The sequence below is a fragment of the Kitasatospora sp. NPDC028961 genome (assembly GCF_055564815.1).
Window position 1 is genome coordinate 117767 of sequence record NZ_JBVHVO010000007.1, and the last position, 22699, is coordinate 140465.

Consider the following 22699-nt stretch of genomic DNA (forward strand, 5'->3'; position numbering starts at 1 on the left):
GGCACACCGTGGAACGGCAGGGCGGACCGGACCGGGCCGCCGCCGACCAGAAGGAGTCACCGCCATGACGGGCACCGTCATCACCGACCTCCGCCGACGCGGCGCCGTCGACCCCAGCCGCGTGCTGACCGGGCCGCTGCGCGCGGTCGGACTGCGGTGGCTCGACCCGGGCCGCACGACCGAGGTCATCGCGGAGGGCGTCGAGCACGCCCTCTACGTCACCGCCGGTTCGGGGACGGCCACCGGCCCGGACGACGCCGCGGAGGAGGCGCCCGACGCCGGGTTCCCGCTGGTCGAGGGCACCGCGCTGACCCTGCCGCTGGGCGGGCGGACGGTGCTCACCGCCGGCACGGCGGGGCTGGAGTTCTTCCAGGCCGTCCTGGCCGTCGCCGGCCGCCCGGCCGGGTCCGAGGCCCCCGGACCGTCCGGCGGACGGCGGCGCGCCGACGGCCATGCCGGGGACCGCCACGCAGCTGACGGCCCGGGAACAGCCCGTCCGGACCGGCCCCCGCGCCCCCGGCGGTCCGCCGATCCGGAGCACCCCGAGCAGCCACAGCACCCCGAGCAGCCACAGCACCCCGAACAGGCACAGCACCCCGAACATCCCGAGCACCCCGAACGTCCGAAGGGAGGCGAGTCACGGTGATCGTCACCACCGCCGCAGGCTCCGCCGCCGTCATCCTGGGTCCGAACGGCGAACGGATCCGCCTCCGCTGCCTGGCCCGTCGCTCCATGCTCGCCAGTGCCTGCGAGTCCTTCGACCATCTGCGGCTGAGCCCCGGCGCCCGCCACACGCTGCCGGGGCAGGCCGGGACCGAGGTCGCCCTCCATGTGCTGCGCGGCTCCCTCCTCGTGGGGCAGACGCCCGGCGAACCGAACCACCTGGCGGTCGACGGCGACCTCCTGCTGGCCCGCCCGGGCACCCCGCTCCAGCTGGAGGCCGGACCGCTGGGTGCCGAACTGCTCTGCCTCACCCTGGCCGCGGCCCCCCGCGCCACCGCCCGCCCGGCCCCGGCGCGGCGGCGCACCGAGTGGCGTACCCGCCCCTGACCCGCCCCGAGCCCGCCGGCCCTCCCGGCCCGGGTGCTCCGCTCCGGAGCGCCCGGGCCGGACGGCTGCCCCGGCCCCACACCCGCAGGTGCACCCCTCCCCGACCCGCGCCGGGGCCGCCCCACGTGCGCGGGGCCGTGCCGCGTCCGGCCCTGCGCGGGCCGCCGCCCTGTCCGCCGTCCCGTCCGAAGTCCCGTCCGAAGCCCCGGAGTGGGACCGGAACGGGACGGCGGGCCCATGCGCCCGGGGCGGCGGCCCGCGCAGGGTGGAGGAAGAACGGCCGACCGGCCCGAACCGGTCGGAAGTCGAAGGATCTGGAGCATCCCCCATGGCAACGAACACGGCAACGAAGACGTTCTGCGTCGCGTCCGTACTCGTCGGCCTGGCCGCGGCAGCCGTCGTGTGTCGGAACGTCGTCGACGGCGCGGCAACCACCCCCGGCCCGGCGCCCAAGCGCGGTGGGACCACCAACAGGTGCAAGCCCGGGGAGAAGGACTGCAAGGGCTGAGGCGCCGTCCGTCCCCGTCCCCCTGAACCCGTCGCCGCCCCCGGTGCAGCCCGCACCGGGGGCGGCGGCCGTCCCTCATGCCGTGCCCGCGCCGCCCTTGGACGGGAAGCGGGGGAGCACGGCCCGCACCCGGGTCCCGTGTTCCCGAGGCAGCGGTGCGACCGTGCAGCTGCCGCCGATCTCGGCGGCCCGGTCGGCCATCGACCGGACCCCGACCCCGCTCCCCTCGCCGCCCGCGGGCTCGGGCACGGCGTCGCCGTCCGCCTCCCGTCGGTAGCCGACCCCGTCGTCCTGCACGGTCAGCGTCAGCGTCTCGTCGTCCACCCGGACCACCACCTCGGCGCGTTCGGCGCGGGCGTGCCGCAGGACGTTGTTCAGCGCCTCGGCGGTGATCCGGTAGACGGCCACCTCGACGGCGGCCGGCAGGGGCGGCAGGGGATCGGGGGTCACGGTGGCGTCGACGGCGAGTCCGGCGCCGCTGAAGGTGAGTGCGAGGTGCTGGACGGCCCGGGCCAGCCCGAACTCGCCCAGTGGGGCGGGCCCGAGGCGGTCGGTGATCCGCCGGACCTCCTTGATCGCCAGCGCGAGGTCGCCCGAGATCCCGGTCAGCGTCCGCGCCATCTCCCCGCCGGTGTCCCCGGCCCGAGCCTCCTCCCCGGAGGCCGCGGCGACCCCGGAGACCCCGGAGGCCCCGGCGGCCGCCGCCGAGGCGACGTTGTCCACTCGCAGCCGGAGCCCGGCCAGCACCGGGCCGAGCCCGTCGTGGATGTCCCGGCGCAGCCAGCGCCGCTCCTCCTCCCGCGCCGCGACGATCTGCGCCCGGCTCGCCTGGAGGTCCTCCTGCAACCGCAGCGAGGCGACGGCGGGCGAGACCTGGTCGGCGAGCGAGCGCAGGATGTCGATGTCGCCGGCCTCCAGCCGCTCCTCGCCCTCCCGCAGCCCGACCGTCAACTCCCCGATCGTCGTGCCGTGGTGGACCAGGGCGAAGGCCTGGTCCGGTCCGTCCGTCCGGCCCACGGCGGCCAGCGGGCGGCGGCCGGCCCGGGTGGTGACGCTCAGTGCGACCCCGGGCAGCCGCAGTTCCTCCGCGACGGTGCCGCACAGGACGGCCGGCAGCCGCTCGGGGTCCACCACCTGCCGGACCCGTCCGGCCAGGGTGCGCAGGACCTGGTAGGGCTGGGCGCGGTCGCCGTAGTAGAGCCGGTCGATCACCCCGACCGCCCACCGGGCGGCCCGGGGCAGGGCGGCGCCGAGCCCGAACACCAGGGCGATCAGCGTCAGCCCGGCCGCACCCCGGCCCGGGACCAGCCAGCCGGAGAGCACGGCGGCCACCACCACGAACAGCGTGGTCACCCCGGTGGCCAGGAGCAGTCCGGTCAGTACCGACCGGGCCGCCCGGTCGAGCCGCCAGCCGCCGTCCCGGATCACCAGGTGGGCGACGGCGACCGCCCAGACCGCGCCGGCGGCGGTGAACAGCCCGTAGCTGAGCCAGTAGTCGTTCTGGAAGCTGCGGTTGTAGTAGTCCTCCAGCCCGGCCCAGAGCAGGTAGGCGCCCAGCATGCCCGCCACGTGCGCCCGGTGGGCCGGGTGCTGCGGCCGGGGCGCGCCGTCGCGGCCGCGCTCCGGACGGGGGGAGGGGCGGAGCAGCCGGACCAGCAGGACGGCGGCGGCGAAGCCGACGAACAGGAAGTTCGCCGGTTCGTAGAGGCTGTCCAGGTGGTCGGCGATCGAGCCGAAGAACCGGGCGGGCGCGCCGTCGGCGAGCGGGTTCGGCCGGCCGTACGAGGTCGCGTGGCTCAGGAACGACAGACCGTCCGGGATCTCCCAGAGCGTGACGGCACCGATGTAGAGCCACCAGCGGCGGTCGGTGAGCCGTCCGTACGGGAGCCAGAGCGGCAGGACGTAGAACAGGGTCTGGCTGATCGTGTTGCAGACCGACCGCAGCACCGCCATCGCCCCCGCGAGTCGCGGATCGGAGAGTTCCACCCAGACGGGTGCCCCGGCGGCGCTGGGCAGCATCGAGGTCAGGGCGTAGACCAGCATCACCCAGCCGAGCGGGCTGCCCGGGCGGTGGGCGTGCAGCAGCATCCCGGCACCGGCGGTGGGCAGTGCGTAGATCAGGATGGCGAGTTGGTCCCGGGGGCGGTCGACCCCGGGCGTACCGAGGTGGACGAGCACGTAGCAGGTCCAGAGGGTGGCGACGGCCAGGCAGAGGGCCGTGCAGGCCGCTGCGGCGGCGAGCTGCCGTTGGGCGGGCGTCCGGCGGGCGGAGGGCCCGGTGGCAGTCCGCGGCCGGGTCGGGATCACCGTGATCATGGCACCGCCTCGCAACGGGCTCGGGAGAGGTCCGGCGGCAGCCGCGCACCGGGCACCATCTCAGTCTCGACCGCCCGCCGTCCCGGGCGCATGGGGCAGCGGTCTCGTCCTCGGCACGGTGGTCCGTCGCCGCACGGCGATCCGCGCATGTCACAGAAAGTCACTCCCGCATCGCTGGTAGTGTCGGCCAGGTGGACCAACAGCACCCCGTCGAACCGCCCGCCCCGCAGCCGGACGATCGGCCCCGGGCCGCGCCGCCGGGCGCGGGCGACGGCTCCGGCGCACCGGGAGCGCCGTCCGGCCCGGGCGGCGGGCAGGTCCCGGAGACCCCCGGGCCTTCGGGCGAGGAGCGGGAGGACTCCTCCGTCCGGGTCCTGATCGTCGACGACCACCCGCTGTTCCGGGAGGGCCTGAGGGCGGCGCTGGAGAGCGCCGAGGGGATCGCCGTGGTGGCCGAGGCGGAGCGGGTCGGCGAGGTCGCGGCCGCCGTCGCCCGCAGCCGCCCGGACGTGGTCGTGATGGACCTCTCGCTGCCGGACGGCTCCGGGCTGGAGGCCGCGCGCCGGCTCGCCGAGCGGCAGCCGTCCCCGCCGGTGCTGATGCTGACCATGTCGGACGACGACGGCAGCCTGCTCGCCGCGCTCCAGGCCGGCGCGCGCGGCTACCTGGTCAAGGGCGCCGGCCGGGAGGAGGTGCTGCACGCGGTGCGGACGGTCGCGGCGGGCGGGGCGGTGTTCGGCGCGGACGTGGCCGGGCGGATCACGGCGCTGCTGGCGGGCGCCCGGCTGCGCGAGGCGGGGCAGCTGTTCCCCGCGCTCACCGCGCGCGAGGCGGAGGTGCTCGACCTGGTGGCGCGCGGGCTGGACAACCGGCGGATCGCCCGGGAGCTGGTGGTGGCGGAGAAGACGGTCCGCAACCACGTGACGCACATCTTCGAGAAGCTGCACGTCGCCACCCGGGCCGAGGCGGTGGCCCGGGCACGCGACATGGGCCTCGGCGACGGCTGAGGCGGCCGGCACCGGGGCGGGCGCGGGGGCGGGGCACGGAGCGGACCGCCGCCCCGCGCGCCCGGGACGCCAGGAAGCCGAGGATGCGGGGGAGGAGGCCCACATGAGCGAACCGGTTCCGGCCACCGGCGCCCGGCAGGCCGGTCCGACCCGGGCGTACTGGGTCTGCGCCGCGACGCTGCTCTCCGGCCTCGGCTGGGTGCTGCTGGCCCTCGTCCACCAGGACGCCCCGTGGACCGACGCGTTCCTGCTCCACGACGGCCAGACGGTGCTGCTCGGCTTCGGCTTCGCGCTCTCCGGGGTGCTCGTCCTGGCCCACCGGGCCGGACCGGACGCCTCCCCGCCGGGCGCCGTCGGCGGTCCCGGCCCCACCGACCCCGGCCCCACCGACCCCGGCCGGACCGCCCCGGCCGCCGCCGCTGCCCCCGGACTCGGCCTCGGAGTGGTCCTGCTGGCCGCCGGTTTCGGCGGCTGCCTCTCCCGCTTCGTGCTGTTCGCGGCCAGGGCGGCCGGGGCCGGCCCGGTGGCGGAGGCCGTCGGGGCGGCCCTGCTGCTCGCCTCCGTCACCCTGTTCGTCTTCCTGGCCATCGCCCTGCCGCTCTGGCTCCCGGAGGGGCGGCTGCCCGGCGGCCCCGCGGGCCGGGCCTTCGTGGTCGTGGTGGCGCTCTGGAGCGCCTGCCACGCCTGCGTGGTCCGGCTCGGGGCGCCGCTGCCCTACTTCGGCGACGTCCTGGTGCCGCCGGGCGAGGGGCTGCCGCTGGACGAATGGCGGGTCACGCCGGTCTCCTGGGCGCTCGTCGCGGTCAGCCTGACGGTGGCCGCGGTGCGCTGGCGCCGCTCGGACCGGCCGCACCGGGCGGTCGCGGCGGTGCTCGTCCCCTACCTGATCTGGCTGGTCACCACCAACATCGCGCTCAGGCTGGGGAACTCCGAGAGCATCGCGGCGGTCGCCTACTTCACCGGCTCGGCGCTGTGGATGCTCGGCGCGGTCGGGTACGGCTTCACCCGGGACCGCTCGCGCTACCTGGACCGGGCGACCCGGCGGATGCTCAGCGTCCTCGCCCTGACCGCCGTGCTGATCTCCGGCTACCTCGGCATCGCGCTGCTGCTGCGCCGCGCGCTGCCGCAGGCCAGTACCGCCGGCGCCCAGCTCCTCGCGGCCGGGGCGCTCGCCATCGGGGGGTTGATCGGCCCGACCACCCGCTGGGTGGTCCGCGCCGTCGACCGGTTCTACTACGGCGAGCGGGCCCGCCCGTACCAGGTGGTGCGCGCGCTCGCCGAGCGGCTCAGCCGGGCCGTCAGCCCCGCCGACGCGCCGCCGCTGCTCTGCGAGACCGTGGTCGGTGCCCTCGGCCTGCCCGGGGCCCGGGTGGTCCTGCACACCAGCAGCGGTCCGCACGAACTCGCCTCGGTGGGCACCGTCGGTCCCGACAGCCAGGTGTTCCCGCTCAGTTACGAGGGCATGGTGATCGGCGACCTCTGCGCGCCGCCGCGCGCCGGGCAGCCCGTGCTGGACGCCCAGGACCGCGAGGTGCTGCGGTTCCTCGCCGACCAGGCCGCGCCCGCCATCGCCTCGCTGCGGATGTACGAGGAGGTCCAGTCCGGCCGGCGGCAGATCGTGCTGGCCCGGGAGGAGGAGCGGCGCCGGCTGCGGCACGACCTGCACGACGGGCTCGGGCCGACCCTGTCCGGGCTGCGGCTCGGCATCGACACCGCGCGGGCCGCCGTCCCCGAGGACTCCCCGGCCGCCCGCTCGCTGCGCGCGGTGTCGGCCGGGATCGGCCAGGCGATCGTCGAACTGCGCCGGATCACCGAGGGGTTGGCGCCCGCCGCGCTGGCCGGCCAGGGCCTGGCGGAGGCGCTGCGGCGGCTGGTCGCCGGACTGGACGGGGAGCGGGTCCGGCTCAGCCTGGAGCTCGACCCGGACCCGCCGCCGGTGCTGCCGGCCGCCGTCGAGGTGGCGGTGCTGCGGATCGGCGGCGAGGCGCTGAACAACGTGCTGCGCCACGCGGGCGCCACCGAGGCCCGGTTGACGCTGCGGGTCCGCCCGCACGAGGTGGTGGTCGAGGCCCGGGACGACGGCCGGGGCTTCCCGGCGGCCCCCGCGGACGGCGGCGAACCCGGCGCCGCCGAGCAGGACGGCGCCGGCCGCCGCGGTGCCCACCGGGCCGGCTCCGGGCTCGGGCTGCGCTCGATGGCCGAGCGCGCCGAGGAGTTGGGCGGCGCCTTCACGGCCGTGAACCACCCCGGTGGCGCCCTCGTCCGGGCGGTGCTGCCCCGGATGCCGGTCGTGTCCGAAGCGACGGCCCCGACCACGGACGGAGCCGACCGCCCGCAGCGGGCCCCTTGACGGAAGCCGGGGTTGGCCCAATCATCATGGTCGCGTCAACTTCGCGGCTGTGCCCCCGCTGTCACCGCTCCCCGACCGGGCTGTCCCGGCCGGTAGCCCTGTTCCCGGCCGGACCCCAACCCGGCCGCCCCTACGACCCGATGGCCCTCCGCGAGGCTGTGCGCTTCCGTTCTGCCCCATCAGAATCTGGAGCCTCCATTGACCGAGCGCGCCTCGCGGCGATCCCGCCTGCGCCGATCCGCCCTGTCGACCGGGGCGGTCGTCACACTCGCCGCCGCCCTGTTCGCCCCCGCCGCCGTCGCGGCCCCCGCCGCCCCGGTGGCACCCGAGGCCCCCCGGGCCGTCGCCGCCGCCCCCGACATCCCGGTCGCCAACGTCAAGGCGCACCTGGCCCAGCTGCAGTCGATAGCCACCGCCAACGGCGGCAACCGTGCCCACGGCCGTACCGGCTACAAGGCGTCGATCGACTACGTGAAGGGCAAGTTGGACGCGGCGGGCTTCACCACCGCGCTGAAGACCTTCACCTACAACGGCTCGACCGGCTACAACCTCATCGCCGACTGGCCGGGCGGCGACACCTCGCACGTCGTGATGGCCGGCGCCCACCTGGACTCCGTCACCGGCGGTCCGGGCATCAACGACAACGGCTCCGGCTCGGCCGGCATCCTGGAGACTGCGCTGGCCGTCTCCCGGGCCGGCCTCCAGCCCACCAAGCACCTGCGGTTCGGCTGGTGGGGCGCCGAGGAGTACGGCATGGTCGGCTCCAAGAACTACGTCAACAGCCTTCCGGCCGCCGAGCGTTCGAAGATCGACACGTATCTGAACTTCGACATGATCGGCTCGCCGAACCCGGGCTACTTCACCTACCGCTACGACTCCGCGCTGGACGCGCTGTTCCGCGACTACTTCGCGGGCATCGGGATCAGCACCGAGCAGGACTTCGAGGGCGACGGCCGCTCCGACCACGCCCCGTTCCAGGACGCGGGCATCCGGGTCGGCGGCCTGTTCAGCGGCGCCGACTACACCAAGACCGCCGCCCAGGCGGCCAAGTGGGGCGGGACGGCCGGCCAGGCCTTCGACCGCTGCTACCACTCCTCCTGCGACACCAGCGCCAACATCAACGACACCGCGCTGGACCGGATGACCGACGCCATCGCGTACGCCGTCTGGACGCTCTCGGCCGGTACCACCACGCCGCCCACCGGCACCGTCTTCGAGACCACCACCGACGTTCAGATCCCGGACTACGGCGCCGCGGTGACCTCCGACCTCGCCGTCACCGGCCGGACCGGCAACGCGCCCGCCGCGCTCCAGGTCGCGGTGGACATCAAGCACACCTACCGCGGTGACCTGGTGGTCGACCTGGTCGCGCCGAACGGCACGACGTTCCGGTTGAAGAACTCCAGCGGCAACGACTCCGCGGCCAACGTCCAGGCCACCTACACCGTCGACGCCTCCGCGGTGCCGGCCAACGGCACCTGGAAGCTCAAGGTGCAGGACATCGCGCGCCAGGACACCGGCTACGTCGACAGCTGGAAGCTCACCTTCTGACGAAGGCGCGCGAGGAAGAAGACGCGCGAGGACGTGGGCGCGCGAAGGGGGTGCCGGCCGCCGCCGGCACCCCCGTCCGGCGCAGGTTACGGCTGCATCTCGTACGCGCCGGACAGCGCCTCGACCATGGACCACACCTTGGCGGCCCGCTCGCCGTCCGCGACCGGGCGGCGGACGTTGGCCAGCGCCCACGCCGCCTGCGCCTCGGTGGTCGAGGCCTTCCCGTGCAGCTCGGTGGCGTGCTTCGAGAAGTCCCGCACCAGCGCGTCGAAGACCTGGTCCAGCAGGCCGGCGTCCAGCCCGGTCAGCTCGGCCTGCTCCAGCACCAGCTGGCCGTAGACGATCAGCGCGAAGAGCTGGCCGATCTCCAGCAGGAAGTCCAGGTCGGCCTGCTGCGCCTCGCTCGGCGCGTCGGTCAGCAGCAGGTCGCAGAACCCGTCGGCCTGCTCGCGGAAGCGGGCCACGTTCGGCAGGTGCGCGAAGGCGTCGTAGGCCTTGCGCCAGTCGTGGAAGCGGATCGCGCCGAGGCCGCGGGCCGGGCCCTGGCGGAACAGGAACTCGTCGTCGGCCGCGTCCAGCCGGGTGGGCACCGGCGCGTAGTCGGCCGGGTTGAAGAGGTAGTTGCCCATGAACTTGAGGATCAGCGCCAGATTGACGTGGACGGTGCCCTCCAGCTTCGGCAGACCGCGGATGTCCTTCGCGGCCTTGTCGAAGTAGGTGTCCGCCTCGAAGCCCTTGGCCGCGATGACGTCCCACATCAGGTCGATGACCTTCTCGCCCTCGGTGGTGACCTTCATCTTGGTCATCGGGTTGAAGAGCAGGTAGCGGCGGTCCTCGGGCGAGGCGGTGCGGAAGTAGTCCACCGCACGGTCGGAGAACAGCTTCATCGCCACCAGGCGGGCGTACGCGTCGGTCAGCTCGCGCCGCACGTGCGGGAAGTCGGTGACCTTCTTCCCGTACAGCACCCGGTTCTGGGCGTGCGTGACGGCCTCGTACATCGCGTGCTCGCAGATGCCGACCGAGGCCGTGCAGAGGTTGAACTTGCCGACGTTGACGGTGTTCAGCGCGGCGTCGAAGGCGGCCTTGCCGGTGTGCAGCACGTCCTCGGCGCGCACCGGGTAGTCCTCCAGCCGGAACTCGCTGACGTACATCTGCGCGTTCACGACGTTCTTGACCAGGTGGTACGCCTCGTGGCGGCTGTCGGCGGCGAAGAAGACGTAGCCCTCCGGGCCGTCGACGTCCGAGCGGCGGCCGAAGACCGAGACCAGGCCGGCGACGTTGCCGTTGCCGATGTAGTACTTGGACCCGGTGGCGGTGAAGCCGCCCTCGCCGTCCGGGGTGAGGATCATGTCGGTGGAGTAGATGTCGGCGCCGTGGCTGCGCTCGGAGAGCCCGAACGCCATCACGTGACCCTCCGCCAGGAGCTGGGCGGCGCGGGCCCGGACGGCCTCGTTCCCGCTCTGCCAGACCGGCCCCAGGCCGAGCACGGTGACCTGCCAGGTGTACCAGTAGCCCAACCCGTAGAAGCCGAGGATCTCGTTCAGCTCGGCGATCCGGGCGGTGTCCCAGCGCTTCTCCGGGTCGGCCGAGGAGGGCGTCAGGAACTCCGCGAACAGGCCCTCCTTCGCCGCGAATTCGAGGAAGTCGGCGTACCAGCTGCGGTCGATGTAGGTGTCGATCAGCGCCTTCTTGCCGCGGGACTCGAACCAGTCCACGGTCGCGCGCAGCAGTCGGCGGGTCGGCTCGTCGAACTGCGCGGGGTCGTACGTACGCGGGTTGAAGAGCATCACGGGCTCCCGGGGGTCGAGGGTGGTGATCGGATGGGGCGGGGAGTTCTCGTCCGTCGGCGGAGCCGGGGGTTCAGGCCCCGGTCCGGTCGGCGGCGAGGCGGTGCAGGGTGGCGAGCACGTCGTCCAGCCAGGCGAGGGTCATCCGCTCGTACTCGATGCCGCCGCGCAGCACCACGTGCTGCAGCTGCTGCCGGGCGTCGAGGGCGGCCGGGTCGGGGAAGTCCCGCTGCTCGCCGTGCAGGTAGCGGGCGAGCAGGGCGGCATGGCTCTCGCGGTGCCGCTCGACCTCGGAGAGCAGGGCGGCCGGGTCGTCGAAGGCGGCCGCGCGGATCTTGACCGCCAGCTCGTGCCGGACGGTCTCCGGTTCGACCGGTTCGCGCAGCCAGCCGGCCAGCGCCGCCCGGCCGGGACCGGCCGCGGAGTAGACCTTCTTGTCCGGGCGGCCGTCCTGGGCGACCTCCTCGGCGGAGATCCAGCCGTCCGCCTCCATCCGCCGCAGCACCCGGTAGATCTGCTGGTGGGTGGCGGTCCAGAAGCGTCCGATGGAGCGGTCGAACCGCCGGGCCAGCTCGTAGCCGGAGCCGGGCTGCTCCAGCAGCGAGACGAGGATCGCGTGCTCCAGTGCCATGGCGGCATCCTGCTATGCAACGAGTTGCATAGGCAAGGGCGTCCCGGCCGGGTGAGACGCAGCTCACCGCGGTGCGCGCCGGGTGTGGGCGGTGAGATTAGCTTCTCGGGCGAAATGGTGCAAAACGGCAGATCGGCGCCAGAATGGTACTGGGCTTGCGCCCTCCGTGTACCGGACCTAGGAGGTGGTATCGGTGTCTACCCAGATTCCGATGGGCATGGAGCACCATCCGGACATCGTCGAACTGCGTGAACACTACGAGCGGGTCACCCTGACTCCGCGCGCCCAGGCCGTCGAGGCCCTGGCTGTCCTCGCCGGTCTGTTCCTGGCGGCCTCGCCATGGATCGTCGGCTTCACCGCCTTCAGCACGCTGACCGTCACCTGCCTGATCGTGGGTCTCGCCTACTGCGTGCTGATGGCCGGGTACGGCTCAGCGTACGAGCGCACCCACGCACGGGCCTGGGCGGCGACCCTGCTCGGTGCCTGGACGATCATCTCGCCCTGGGTGGTGTCCGGAGCGGTCGACCGCGGGAAGAACATCGTGACCTGCATGATCGCGGGTGCCGTGATGTTCCTGCTGGGTCTCGCGGCGATCTCGATGGCCACCATCACGTCGAACGGCGCGTCGATGCGACGTGGCCGGGCCGGCCGGGCCGGGGGCTGACGCCACCCGGCAGTCCGGAGCCGGGGTGCGGGCGGTGAGGCCGCCGCCCGCACCCCGGCGCACGCCGTTCGACCGCTACGGCCGGGGGCCGGTCAGGGACGGGCGCCCCCGCCGCGTGGTCACGGGCGGGTCATCCGCAGCACGTCGAGGGCCTCGTCCAGCTGCTCGCGGGTGAGCTTGCCCTGCTCCAGGTAGCCGCGCTCCAGCACCACCTGTCGGATCGTCTTGCGCTCGGCCAGCGCCTGCTTGGCGACCTTGGCGGCCTCCTCGTAGCCGAGGTAGCGGTTGAGCGGGGTGACCACCGAGGGCGAGGACTCGGCGTACTCGCGGGCCCGTTCGACGTTGGCGGTGATGCCGTCGACCGTGCGGTCGGCGAGCAGCCGGGCGCTGTTGGCAAGCAGCCGCACCGACTCCAGCACGTTGCGGGCGATCACCGGGAGCATCACGTTGAGCTCGAAGTTGCCGCTCGCGCCGGCCACCGTGACGGTGGTGTCGTTGCCGATCACCTGGGCCGAGACCATCAGCACCACTTCCGGCAGTACCGGGTTGACCTTGCCCGGCATGATCGACGAACCGGGCTGGAGGTCCGGCAGGTTGATCTCCCCGAGGCCGGTGCGCGGGCCCGAGCCCATCCACCGCAGATCATTGGCGATCTTGGTGAAGCCGACCGCGACGGTGCGGAGCTGACCGCTCAGCTCGACCAGGCCGTCCCGCGCGCCCTGCGCCTCGAAGTGGTCCCGCGCCTCGGTCAGCGGCAGGTCGGTGGCCCGGGCGACCTCCTCGATCACGGCGGCGGCGAAACCGGGCGGGGTGTTGATGCCGGTGCCCACCGCCGTCCCGCCGAGGGGCAGTTCGGCGACCCGGGGGAGCGTCGCCAGCAGCCGCTCCCGCCCGTGCCGGACCTGCGCCGCGTACCCGGCGAACTCCTGGCCGAGGGTCACCGGGGTGGCGTCCATCAGGTGCGTCCGGCCGGACTTCACCACCTCGGAGAACGCCGCGGCCCGCCGCTCCAGGGCCTCCGCCAGGTGCTCCAGGGCCGGGATCAGGTCGTGGGTGACGGCCGCGGTGGCCGCGATGTGGATCGAGGACGGGAACACGTCGTTGGAGGACTGGCTGGCGTTGACGTGGTCGTTCGGGTGGACGGGGCGGCCGAGCCGCTCGCCGGCCAGGGTGGCGATCACCTCGTTGGCGTTCATGTTGGAGGAGGTGCCCGAGCCGGTCTGGAAGACGTCCACCGGGAACTCGTCGTCCCAGCGCCCCTGGGCGACCTCCTCGGCGGCGGCCGCCACGGCCTGCGCCGTCTCCTCGTCCAGCACCCCGAGCCGGGCGTTCACCCGGGCCGCGGCGGCCTTGATCCGGGCCAGCGCGGCGATGTGGGCCCGCTCCAGCCGCTGGCCCGACACCGGGAAGTTCTCCACCGCCCGCTGGGTCTGCGCCTGCCACTTGGCGGCGGCCGGCACCCGGACCTCGCCCATCGAGTCGTGCTCGGTCCGGAACTCCTGCTGCTCACCCATGACGCGCTGCACCTCCTGGTCGGCCCCGGCCGGGTCTGCTCCCCGACCGGCTGCGGTCTGCGCAGACGACAGCCGCGCAGAGGCCCCCGGTATTTCCGCGCCAGGTGGGGGAACCGGCCGGCCTTCACTCGAAGGAGTGAAGATCGCGACCGGCCGGCCCGAGCGCACCGGTCCGCTTCGTACGCTCGTGCACGCACCGGCTTCACACGCCCGTGCAGGCACCGGGGGAGACGATCACCGAGCAGGGGGCGGACATGGCGGCAACACGGCGCGACCGGGACGGGCTGAGCAGGCGGGAGCTGCTCGGCGCCTCGGCGGCCCTCGGCACGGTCGGCTGGCTGCTGCGCGGCACGATCGGGCCGGACAGCGCGCGGGCCGCCGTCCCGGTGCCGCCCGAACTGCCCGCCGGCACCGAGCTGTACCAGCGGGTCTACCAGAACTGGTCCGGCGAGGTCCGCACCGACCAGCTCTGGACCTGTGCCCCGCGGACCCCCGAGGAGGTCCCGCCGCTCGCCGACTGGGCACGCGCCCACGGCTGGCGGCTGCGCGCCCAGGGCTACCGGCACACCTGGGCGCCGCTCACCGTCGCCGACGACACCCCCGGCTCCGCCCGCGTCCTGCTGCTGGACACCACCCGCCACCTCACCGCGCTCACCGCCGACTCGCCGACCACCGTCCGGGCGCAGACCGGCGCCACCATGGAGAGCCTGCTCGCCCACCTGGCCGGCCGCGGCCTCGGCGTCGCCAACTGCCCCGCGCCCGGCGAACTCACCGTCGGCGGCGTGCTCGCCATCGGCGGTCACGGCACCGCCGTCCCGGCCGCCGGCGAGCTCCGCCCGGACGGCCACGGCTACGGCTCGGTCAGCAACCAGGTCGTCCGGCTCACCGCCGTCGTCCACGACCCGGCCACCGACCGCTACGCGCTGCGCACCTTCGAGCGCTCCGAGGCCGACAGCGCCGCGTTCCTGGTCCACCTGGGCCGGGCCTTCGTCACCGAGGTGGTGCTCCGGGCCGGCCCGGACGTGCCGCTGCGCTGCGTCAGCCGGCTGGACATCCCGGCGACCGAGCTGTTCGCCCGCCCGGGCACCCCGGGCGGCATCCTCGGCCGCCCGCGCACCCTCGCCGACTTCGTCGACCGCGAGGGGCGCGCCGAGGTGATCTGGTTCGCCTGCACCGAGCGCCCCTGGCTGAAGACCTGGAGCGTCGCGCCGCAGCGCCCGCTCGGCTCCCGCACCGTCGACGAGCCCTACAACTACCCGTTCTCCGACAGCATCCCGGAGCCGGTCGCCCGCCTCGCCGGCCAACTCGTCGCCGGCGCCTGGGGGTCGGCCCCGCTCTTCGGCCAACTCCAGTACCTGGTCGCCAAGGTCGCCCTCACCGGGGACCTCACCGACGTGCTGCTCTCCGGCGGCGTGCTCCGTGAGCTGCTCTCCGGCGAACTCCTCACCCACCTGCTCGCCGGCGGCCTGCGCTCCGACCTCTGGGGCCCCTCCCGCACCCTGCTGCAGTACGTCCGCCCGACCACCCTGCGGGTCACCGCCAACGGCTACGCCGTGCTCGCCCGGCGGGCCGACCTCCAGTGGGTGGTGTCCGAGTTCGCCGCCTACTACCGGCAGTTGCTCGCCGAGTACCAGGCGCGCGGGGAGTTCCCGGTCAACGGCGCGGTGGAGATCCGGGTCACCGGCCTGGACGACCCGGCCGCCAGCGGCGTCCCCGGCGCCCGGCCGCCGCTGCTCTCCGCCCTGCGCCCGCGCCCCGACCGCCCCGACTGGGACACCGCCGTCTGGCTGGACGTCCTCAGCCTCCCCGGCACCCCCGGCCTGCACCGCTTCGCCCGCGACCTCGAACGGTTCCTGCTCCGGACCTTCGACGGCACCCGGGCCGGTCTGCGGGTCGAGTGGTCCAAGGGCTGGGCGTACACCGAGGACGCCGCCTGGGCCGACCCGGACGTGCTCGGCCGGGTCGTCCCCGCCAGCCTGCGCGACGGCGGCGGCCCCGGCTGGGACGAGGCGGTCGCCGTACTCGACCGCCACGACCCGCACCGGGTCTTCGGGAACGCTTTCCTGGACACCCTGCTGACGGTCTGACGCCTGGGCCCCGGTTCTCCGCCGGCCGGGTCCTACACGTGCTCCATGACCATGACCGCGACGGTGTCCGGCGCGAGGGCGCGGAAGATGTGCGGGGCGTCCCCGGGGTAGCTGACGTAGTCGCCCGGGTGGAGTTCGACCGGCTCCGCCGGCGGGCCGACCAGGGCCCGCCCGGCGCTGAGCACCACGTGCTCCACCGTGCCGGGCATGTGCGGGTCGGAGGCCCGGGCCTCGCCCGGCTGCGCCTCGATCCGATAGACGTCCCGGCGGGCGTTGGGCGGGCAGGAGGCCAGCAGGGTGGCGGCGTAGTCGGCCCGCTCGGAGTGGGTGACCGGCCCCTCGCCGGCCCGGATCACCCGCACCACCGGTCGCGGCGGGTCGACCAGCCGGCTGAACGGCACGTCCAGCGCGACGCCGAGCGCCCAGAGCGTCTCCACGCTCGGATTGCCCGCAGCCGACTCCAGCTGGGAGAGCGTCGACTTGGCGATCCCGGCCCGGCGGGCCAGCTCGGCCATGGAGAGACCGGCCCGCTCGCGTTCGCGCCGGATGGACGCGGCGATCAGCCCGATCAGCTCCGAGCCGGCCGCGCCCGGCCCCCCGGCTCCGTCGCCCGCGCCGCGGGACCCGGTCTTCGCACTCATCCGCGTTCGCTCCACACGTACGGGCGTTCGCCTTGACGAACGACAGCCTTCGGGTTCACTCTACTGGACATGCGTTCGCTCCTCCGAACACTTGACCGTGCCACGCTGCGGGACATCGCCCTGGTCTGCGTCGCCGACGCCCTGGTCGGCGCCTCCTTCGGTGCCATCAGTGTCTCCGGCGGCCTGCCGCTCTGGCTGCCGATCGCCATGTCGGTGTTCGTCTTCGCCGGCGGTGCCCAGTTCGCCGCCGTCGGCGTCGTGCTCTCCGGCGGCGGCGCGCTCGCCGCCGTCGCCACCGGCCTGGTGCTCAACGCCCGACTGCTGCCCTTCGGCTTCACCGTCTCCGACGTGCTCGACGGCCCGTGGTGGCGGCGGCTGCTCGGCGCCCAGCTGCTCACCGACGAGTCGGCGGCCTTCGCCCTGCTCCAGTCCGACCGGCGCCGGCGCCGCGCCGCGTTCTGGGTCTGCGGCGTGGCGCTGTTCGTGGTCTGGAACGCCTCCGTGGTGGTCGGCGCGCTGGCCGGCGGCCTCATCGGCGACACCGACGCCCTCGGCCTCGACGCCGCCTTCCCGGCCGTCCTGCTCGCCCTGGTGCTGCCCTCGCTCACCGACCGGCGGACCCGGGCCGCCGCGCTGGCCGGAGCCGTGCTCGCGGTCGCCGCCACCCCGTACCTGCCGGCCGGCCTGCCCGTGCTGCTGGCCCTGCTCGGCCTGCTGTTCGCCGGGCCGGGGTCCGGCCGGCCGAACGCTCCGCAGCCGGCTGCCCAGGGCCCCGCCGCGCCGCGCCCCGCACCCGCCGCCGAGGGAGTCCACTGATGTCACTGCTCGCCGTCCTCCTGCTCGCCGCCGGCACCTACGCGTTCCGCCTCGCCGGCCCGGCTCTCGGCGACCGCTTCATCCTCTCCGACCGGCTGCGCCACCTGCTCGCGGTGGCCGCCGCCGTCCTGCTGGTCGCGCTGGTCGCCACCGGCGCCCTCACCCAGGGCCACGGCTTCGCCGGCTGGGCCCGGCCGTCCGGTGTCCTGGTGGCCGGGCTGCTCGCGCTGCGCCGTGCGCCGTTCCCGCTCGTCGTGGTGGCGGGGGCCGCGACCACCGCGCTGCTGCGGCTCTGCGGAGTCGCCTGAGACGGGCGTCCGGACCGGCCGGCTCAGCCCTGCGCGGCGTTGCCCAGGCGCTCCTGCTGGATCTCGGGCCGCTCGCTGTCCCAGAGCAGCTCCCACACCCGGAACACGCAGTGGTAGTCCCGCATGCTGCCCTGGGAGATCAGCAGATAGGTGTCACCGTCCCGGAGCAGGGTGCGCCGGCGGCTGTTGAACGGGTGCTGCGGGGTGTACGACGGGACGAGCCGCCGGAGTTCGGCGAGCGCCTCCTCGCGGCTGCCCTCGATCTCGGCCAGCACCTTGGTGCCCCAGATCCGGTCGTTGCCGACCCCTTCGGTCTCCTGGACGACCAGTGCCCAGCGCGTCATGCCCCACCCCTCGTTCGGATTCCCGTCCGCCCCGCTGAAACGATCATCCTAGGGGTGGCGGTCGGAGGAGGCCGCCGGACGGGGACGACCCGTCAGGTGGCGGCGGCCGGGAGGGCCTTGAAGAAGACGGTGGTCGGATGGAGTTCACCCGCCGGGTCGGTCGCGTAGCCGGGAATGGTCCCCACCCTGGTCCAGCCCGCCGCCCCGTACATCCGCTCGGCGGGGCTGCCCGTCTCGGTGTCCAGCACCAGCAGCCGCAGGCCGTGCCCGGTGCCCGCCGCCTCCAGCGCCGCCAGCAGCCGCCCGGCCAGCCGCTGCCCCCGGTCCGCCCGGCGGACCATCAACTTGGCGACCTCGCCGCGGTGCCGGCCGTTGGCGGTGACCGCCGGCCGCAGCTGGACCGTCCCGGCGATCCGGCCGTCCGCGTCGGCGTGGGCCACCCAGAGCAGCAGTCGCCCGGCCTCGACCTCGGGAGCCAGCGCCCGCCACCAGGCGGTCGCCTCGGCGGGGTCGAGCGGAGCGAGGAAGCCCAGCGAGGAGCCGTCCGCGACGGTGTCCGCCAGCAGTGCGGCCAGCTGCTCCGCCGAGTCGAGCAGCGCGTCCGCCGTCAGCCGTTCAATTGTGTACATGCTCACTCCCTCGCCCTCGTCCGGAGGCCCGCTCCGTACGGAATACTCGCCGGTACCCGCCGCGGCCGACACCCCTTCTCCGGCCCGGCCCGGTGCCCGCCGAGACTACAAGGAGCTGCCATGGCGAAGCCGACCCGGATCGACCCGGCCGACCTGCTCGCCGTCGGTGACCTGCTGACCGACGAGGAGCGGCTGATCCGCGACACTGTGCGGAAGTTCGCCGACGAGCGGATCCGCCCGCACATCGGCGACTGGTTCGAGCGCGGGGTCTTCCCGGCCCGCGAACTCGCCCCCGAACTGGGCGCCCTCGGCGTGCTCGGCATGCACCTCGACGGCTACGGCTGCACCGGCTCCACGGCCGTCGCCTACGGGGTCGCCTGCATGGAGCTGGAGGCCGCCGACTCCGGCCTGCGCAGCTTCGTCTCCGTCCAGGGCTCGCTCGCGATGCGCTCGATCCACGCCTACGGCTCCGAGGAGCAGAAGCGGCGCTGGCTGCCGGGCATGGCCGCCGGCGAACTCATCGGCTGCTTCGGCCTCACCGAACCGGACTTCGGCTCCGACCCGGCCAACATGCGCACCCGGGCCCGCCGCAGGGGCGGCGACTGGGTGCTCTCCGGCTCCAAGATGTGGATCACCAACGGCAGCGTCTCGGACGTCGCGGTGGTCTGGGCGCAGACCGAGGACGGCGTCCGGGGCTTCCTGGTCGAGCCCGGCACCCCCGGGTTCACCGCCACCGACGTGCACGGCAAGCTGTCGCTGCGCGCCTCGGTCACCAGCGAGCTGGTCTTCGACGAGGTCGTGCTGCCCGCCGACGCCGTGCTGCCCGGCGTCACCGGACTGCGCGGGCCGCTCTCCTCGCTGGGCGAGGCCCGCTACGGGATCCTCTGGGGCACCGTCGGCGCCGCCCGCGACTGCTACACCACCGCCCTCGACTACGCCGGGAGCCGGGTGCAGTTCGAGCGCCCGATCGCCGGCTTCCAGCTCACCCAGCAGAAGCTGGTCGAGATGATGCTGGAGGTGGAGAAGGCGTACCTGGTCGCCCTGCGGATCGGCCGGCTCAAGGACGAGGGGGCCGCCCGCCCGGCGCACATCAGCTTCGGCAAGCTCAACAACGTGCGCGCCGCGCTGGAGATCGCCCGCAGCGCCCGGACGGTCCTCGGCGCCAACGGCATCACCACCGAGTACCCGGTGCTGCGGCACGCCAACAACCTGGAGTCGGTGCTCACCTACGAGGGGACGAGCGAGATCCACACCCTGGTCCTCGGCGAGGCCATCACCGGGGAGTCGGCGTACCGCTGACGGCCGCCCAGGGGCCGCCGCCCCGGCCCGCCGCCCGGAAACCGGTGGCCGGGCCGGCGGCGGCCCGGCTACCGTCGGCTCCCATGAACGGACCGACCCGCACCCCCGCGACCACCACCCTCTGGCGGCCCACCGGCCCCGAGGAGCTGGCCCTGGTCGAGGCGGCGGACCGGCGGGCCTGGCCGCCCCGGCTGCCGGACCAGCCGATCTTCTACCCGGTGCTGAACGAGGACTACGCGATCCGGATCGCCCGGGACTGGAACGTGCCCGCGTCCGGCGTCGGCTACGTCACCCGCTTCGAGGTCGACACCGCCTTCCTGGCCCGCTACCCCGTCCGGCAGGCCGGCGGCCGGACCATCCTCGAACTCTGGGTGCCCGCCGACGAGCTGGCGGAGTTCAACCGGCACATCGTCGGCCGCATCGAGGTCGTCCACGAGTTCCGGCCGCGGCCGTGACGGCCGTACCGGGCGCGCCCGTGCTGCTCACCCCGGCCCGGCAGACCGGGACGACCGTCCTGCTCGCCGAGGCCGCCGCCGCGCGCGGCCTGCCGTCCGTCCGGCTCACCGGTCCCGACGTCCTCGACCGGCTCGCCGGGTGCCCGGTCCACTGGTTCGGCGGCCCGCTCGCCGGCGCCCGGATCGCCGACCGGCTCGGCCTCGCCCTGCTGGAACCGGCGGACGACTGGCTGGCCCGGCTGCCCGAGGAGTTCACCGGCCGGCGGATCGAGCTGACCACCCTCGCCGAGGCCTGGACGCTGCGCGGCCCGGCCTTCGTGAAGCCGCCCGCCGACAAGTCCCTCCCGCCGGCCGTCTACGCCGACGGCTCCCGGCTGCCCCGGCACGGCGAGCGGATCGGACCGGACACGCCCGTCCTGGTCAGCGACCCGGTGACGTTCGGGTCCGAGTACCGGCTCTTCGTCCTGGACGGCGAGGTGGTCGCCGGCAGCCGCTACGCCCGCTTCGGCCGGCTGGACCCGGGGCCGGTGCCCGAGGAGGCCGTCGGCTTCGCCCACCGCCTGCTGGCCGTTGCCGGGGACGGCCTGCCCAGCGCGGTGGCGCTGGACGTCGGCCCGCTGCTCGACCCGTACGACCCGGCCGAGCGCTGGGCCGTCGTCGAGGCGAACATGCCGTGGTTCGCGCACTCCTACGCGGCCGACCCGGCCCGGATGCTGGACGTGGTGCTGCGGGCGGCCGGACCGGTCGCGGCGCTGCGGCCCGCCGACCGGCGGTTCGTCCGGGCGAGCGCCGGGCCGGACTGAGGCCCGCGGTCCGGTCCCGCGGTCCGGTCCCCGCCGCCCGGCAGGGGCGGCCCGCCACGGTGCGGACACCCGGCGTTCCCCCGAGGGACACCGGCGGGTCCGGCGGGCCGTGCAGCATGACGCGACCGGTGGCGCCCGCGCGCGCCACCGGGACGCACCGTGAGAGGAAGCCCCCGCATGCCCACAGCTCCGCCGCCCCGGCCCCGGGTCCTCGTCGTCGGGATCGACGGCGTCCGGTACGACCTGCTGGACGAGGTCCCGATGCCCCGGCTGGCGGAGGTGGCCTCGGCCGGCTTCCTGGTACCCGTCACGGTGGCGGAGTCCACGCCCACCATGTCCGGCCCCTGCTGGGCCACCATCGTCACCGGGGTCGAGCCCGCCAAGCACGGCGTCTGGGGCAACCACCTGGGCGGCAACCGGCTCGACGTCTTCCCCGACTTCGCCACCCGCCTCGCCCGCGGCGACCGCCGCCGCACCTTCGTGGCCGCGGGCTGGGACCCGCTGATGATCAACGAGGCCGGCGGCCCGCTGTTCCGCGCCCCCGGCCGGCTCTCCTACGTCGCCCCCGCCGAGGACACCCCCGAGGCCTGGGAGGCCGTCGACGAGGAGGTCACCCGGGAGGCCGTGCACGTCCTGACGACCGCCGACCCGGAGGCCTCCTTCGTCTACCTCGGCGCCGTCGACGAGACCGCCCACTTCCTCGGCTGCGGCGCGGAGTACCGGGCCTCGATGCGCACCGCCGACGGACGTCTCGGCCGGCTGCTCGACGCGGTGCGCGGCCGGCCCGGCCACGCCGAGGAGGCCTGGACGGTCATCGTCGTCACCGACCACGGCCACGTCGACGCCGGCGGGCACGGCGGCCGCACCCCCGAGGAGCGCACCGCCTGGGTCGCCTGCGCCGGCCCCGGCATCCCCGCCGCCCCGCCCACCGGGGAGATCCGGCACCCGGACGTCGCCGCCCAGGTGTACGCCTCCCTCGGCCGGCCGATCGACCCGCACTGGACTCTGGACGGCCGGCCGTTCCCGGTCGCCGTGCCCGCGCCGGCGGGGAGCCGCCCCCCGGCGGCCCCCTGAACGGCCCGCCCGCACCGCCCTGTCGGGGGTGAACCCCGAGACGGCGGCGCCGCGTGTACCCCTGAAGGTGGAGACGGTACCCCCAAGGTCGGAGGGACGGTCGCGACCTGGTGGTGACGCCACGGCAGCCCACGGCGGGTCAGGATGGAGACACCCCGGTGGACCGGGCACCGACGCGGAGCGCCGGGCCCCGGGTACGGGACCGAACAGGGAGAGGGCAGGGCGGGCATGAACGGCATCGTGAGCAAGGTCGCGCTCGGAGTCGCAGGCACGGGCATGGCCGTCGCCGTCGCCACCGTGGCGGTCGGCCCGCGGGTCTCCGACTGGTACGACGGCCGCCACCAGGAGCAGGCCAGCTACAGCACCGGCAGCGCGGCCAAGGCCGACCGGCAGTCGGTACCGTCCTGGCTGCCCGACAACGCCTCCACCGTCCAGTACCTGATGTCGACCACCGGCGACGACCGCCTGCTGCGCGCCACCCTGCCCGACGGGCGGCTGCCGGCCGGCTGCGTCACCGCCCAGCCGGGCAGGGCCGTCCACCCGGTGCCGGCCGCGCTGAAGGCCGGCTGGTTCCCGCAGGGCGTCTCCTCGAAGATCACCGGCTCGTGCGGGCAGTACAACGTCACCCTGACCGGCAACCAGCTCTACGCCTGGCAGGACGGGGCCGCCGTGCAGGCCGCCCTGCGCGCGCAGTCGGCCACCAAGCACTGAGGAGCCGGGCACCGGGCGGACGGGCACCGGGGGCGGGAGTGGGGCGCGCGGCCCACCCCAAGTGTCGCCCCCCCAGGCCCCCGGGGTAGGACGGAGCGAGGAAAACCCACCACCCCCCCCCCAGAAACCCCACGCCCCGTTCCCCACACCGAAA

At 74.9% G+C, this 22699-nt stretch carries 22 protein-coding genes; 15 read left to right on the forward strand and 7 right to left on the reverse strand.

Translation table 11 applies throughout. From position 1 onward, the window contains the following. Nucleotides 1-64: 64 nt before the first annotated feature. The 3 genes from ACZ4UX_RS16010 to ACZ4UX_RS16020 all read left to right on the forward strand — a co-directional run bounded on the left by ACZ4UX_RS16010 (nt 65) and on the right by ACZ4UX_RS16020 (nt 1558). Nucleotides 65-646: a hypothetical protein gene (locus tag ACZ4UX_RS16010; protein WP_465707087.1), complete on the forward strand. Its 582-nt coding sequence runs from the start codon at nt 65-67 to the stop codon at nt 644-646. Continuing rightward, a complete protein-coding gene (locus ACZ4UX_RS16015) occupies nt 643-1050 on the forward strand; it encodes a hypothetical protein (protein WP_465707088.1) in 408 nt (135 codons plus the stop codon). Before ACZ4UX_RS16010 ends, ACZ4UX_RS16015 begins: the two co-directional genes overlap by 4 nt. Before the next feature lie 328 nt (nt 1051-1378). Beyond that, nucleotides 1379-1558 (forward strand): hypothetical protein, encoded by a 180-nt coding sequence (locus ACZ4UX_RS16020; protein WP_465707089.1) that lies wholly within the window; start codon nt 1379-1381, stop codon nt 1556-1558. A 75-nt stretch (nt 1559-1633) separates the two neighbouring features. Here the strand turns inward: ACZ4UX_RS16020 and ACZ4UX_RS16025 are convergent, their stop codons facing one another. Continuing rightward, entirely contained in the window at nt 1634-3874 is a 2241-nt protein-coding gene (locus ACZ4UX_RS16025) for a sensor histidine kinase (protein WP_465707090.1), read from the reverse strand. 374 nt (nt 3875-4248) lie between these two features. On the opposite strand from ACZ4UX_RS16025, the gene ACZ4UX_RS16030 reads away from it, so the two are divergent. From ACZ4UX_RS16030 to ACZ4UX_RS16040, 3 genes are all read left to right on the forward strand, one after another. Next, nucleotides 4249-4881, forward strand: a complete 633-nt coding sequence (locus ACZ4UX_RS16030; protein ID WP_329492323.1) for a response regulator transcription factor — start codon at nt 4249-4251, stop codon at nt 4879-4881. 103 nt (nt 4882-4984) lie between these two features. Continuing rightward, complete coding sequence (locus ACZ4UX_RS16035; RefSeq protein WP_465707091.1) at nt 4985-7231, forward strand: GAF domain-containing sensor histidine kinase; 2247 nt, start codon at nt 4985-4987, stop codon at nt 7229-7231. A gap of 243 nt (nt 7232-7474) precedes the next feature. Continuing rightward, nucleotides 7475-8782 (forward strand): M28 family metallopeptidase, encoded by a 1308-nt coding sequence (locus ACZ4UX_RS16040; RefSeq protein WP_396488188.1) that lies wholly within the window; start codon nt 7475-7477, stop codon nt 8780-8782. 86 nt (nt 8783-8868) lie between these two features. Here ACZ4UX_RS16040 and ACZ4UX_RS16045 read toward each other — a convergent pair whose 3' ends face one another. Both ACZ4UX_RS16045 and ACZ4UX_RS16050 read right to left on the reverse strand, forming a co-directional pair. Continuing rightward, nucleotides 8869-10569: an acyl-CoA dehydrogenase family protein gene (locus tag ACZ4UX_RS16045; RefSeq protein ID WP_352287320.1), complete on the reverse strand. Its 1701-nt coding sequence runs from the start codon at nt 10567-10569 to the stop codon at nt 8869-8871. 73 nt (nt 10570-10642) lie between these two features. Further along, nucleotides 10643-11200: a PadR family transcriptional regulator gene (locus ACZ4UX_RS16050; RefSeq protein WP_329490454.1), complete on the reverse strand. Its 558-nt coding sequence runs from the start codon at nt 11198-11200 to the stop codon at nt 10643-10645. Nucleotides 11201-11393: 193 nt separating this feature from the next. On the opposite strand from ACZ4UX_RS16050, the gene ACZ4UX_RS16055 reads away from it, so the two are divergent. Continuing rightward, nucleotides 11394-11864 (forward strand): SPW repeat protein, encoded by a 471-nt coding sequence (locus ACZ4UX_RS16055; protein WP_329490455.1) that lies wholly within the window; start codon nt 11394-11396, stop codon nt 11862-11864. A 119-nt stretch (nt 11865-11983) separates the two neighbouring features. On the opposite strand, the gene ACZ4UX_RS16060 is transcribed toward ACZ4UX_RS16055, so the two are convergent. After that, on the reverse strand, nt 11984-13378 hold the full coding sequence (locus ACZ4UX_RS16060; protein WP_329490456.1) for a class II fumarate hydratase: 1395 nt from the start codon (nt 13376-13378) through the stop codon (nt 11984-11986). Between the two features lie 254 nt (nt 13379-13632). Here ACZ4UX_RS16060 and ACZ4UX_RS16065 point away from each other — a divergent pair, with 254 nt between their 5' ends. Then, nucleotides 13633-15465, forward strand: coding sequence for a cholesterol oxidase substrate-binding domain-containing protein (locus tag ACZ4UX_RS16065; protein ID WP_465707092.1), 1833 nt, complete (start codon nt 13633-13635; stop codon nt 15463-15465). 32 nt (nt 15466-15497) lie between these two features. Here the strand turns inward: ACZ4UX_RS16065 and ACZ4UX_RS16070 are convergent, their stop codons facing one another. After that, complete coding sequence (locus ACZ4UX_RS16070) at nt 15498-16106, reverse strand: helix-turn-helix domain-containing protein (RefSeq protein WP_465707093.1); 609 nt, start codon at nt 16104-16106, stop codon at nt 15498-15500. A gap of 69 nt (nt 16107-16175) precedes the next feature. Here ACZ4UX_RS16070 and ACZ4UX_RS16075 point away from each other — a divergent pair, with 69 nt between their 5' ends. Beyond that, a complete protein-coding gene (locus tag ACZ4UX_RS16075) occupies nt 16176-16922 on the forward strand; it encodes an AzlC family ABC transporter permease (RefSeq protein WP_465707094.1) in 747 nt (248 codons plus the stop codon). Beyond that, on the forward strand, nt 16922-17230 hold the full coding sequence (locus ACZ4UX_RS16080) for an AzlD domain-containing protein (RefSeq protein ID WP_465707095.1): 309 nt from the start codon (nt 16922-16924) through the stop codon (nt 17228-17230). The genes ACZ4UX_RS16075 and ACZ4UX_RS16080 overlap by 1 nt, the downstream gene beginning before the upstream one ends. A 23-nt stretch (nt 17231-17253) precedes the next feature. Here the strand turns inward: ACZ4UX_RS16080 and ACZ4UX_RS16085 are convergent, their stop codons facing one another. Together ACZ4UX_RS16085 and ACZ4UX_RS16090 are read right to left on the reverse strand one after the other, a co-directional pair. Next, entirely contained in the window at nt 17254-17574 is a 321-nt protein-coding gene (locus tag ACZ4UX_RS16085) for a hypothetical protein (RefSeq protein ID WP_359804215.1), read from the reverse strand. Between the two features lie 92 nt (nt 17575-17666). Then, nucleotides 17667-18203 (reverse strand): GNAT family N-acetyltransferase, encoded by a 537-nt coding sequence (locus ACZ4UX_RS16090; RefSeq protein WP_465707096.1) that lies wholly within the window; start codon nt 18201-18203, stop codon nt 17667-17669. A gap of 120 nt (nt 18204-18323) precedes the next feature. Between ACZ4UX_RS16090 and ACZ4UX_RS16095 the strand changes: the two genes are divergently transcribed. The 5 genes from ACZ4UX_RS16095 to ACZ4UX_RS16115 all read left to right on the forward strand — a co-directional run bounded on the left by ACZ4UX_RS16095 (nt 18324) and on the right by ACZ4UX_RS16115 (nt 22545). Next, nucleotides 18324-19502 (forward strand): acyl-CoA dehydrogenase family protein, encoded by a 1179-nt coding sequence (locus ACZ4UX_RS16095; protein ID WP_352287304.1) that lies wholly within the window; start codon nt 18324-18326, stop codon nt 19500-19502. 83 nt (nt 19503-19585) lie between these two features. After that, nucleotides 19586-19957 carry an ADP-ribosylation/crystallin J1 gene (locus tag ACZ4UX_RS16100; protein WP_329490464.1) on the forward strand — a complete coding sequence of 124 codons (372 nt, stop codon included), beginning with the start codon at nt 19586-19588 and terminating at the stop codon, nt 19955-19957. Then, nucleotides 19954-20760, forward strand: a complete 807-nt coding sequence (locus ACZ4UX_RS16105) for an ATP-grasp domain-containing protein (protein ID WP_465707097.1) — start codon at nt 19954-19956, stop codon at nt 20758-20760. Before ACZ4UX_RS16100 ends, ACZ4UX_RS16105 begins: the two co-directional genes overlap by 4 nt. Before the next feature lie 177 nt (nt 20761-20937). Then, the gene (locus ACZ4UX_RS16110) at nt 20938-21834 is read left to right on the forward strand and encodes an alkaline phosphatase family protein (RefSeq protein ID WP_465707098.1); all 897 of its coding nucleotides are present in this window, start codon (nt 20938-20940) and stop codon (nt 21832-21834) included. A gap of 228 nt (nt 21835-22062) precedes the next feature. Continuing rightward, on the forward strand, nt 22063-22545 hold the full coding sequence (locus ACZ4UX_RS16115; RefSeq protein ID WP_465707099.1) for a hypothetical protein: 483 nt from the start codon (nt 22063-22065) through the stop codon (nt 22543-22545). Nucleotides 22546-22699: the final 154 nt, after the last annotated feature.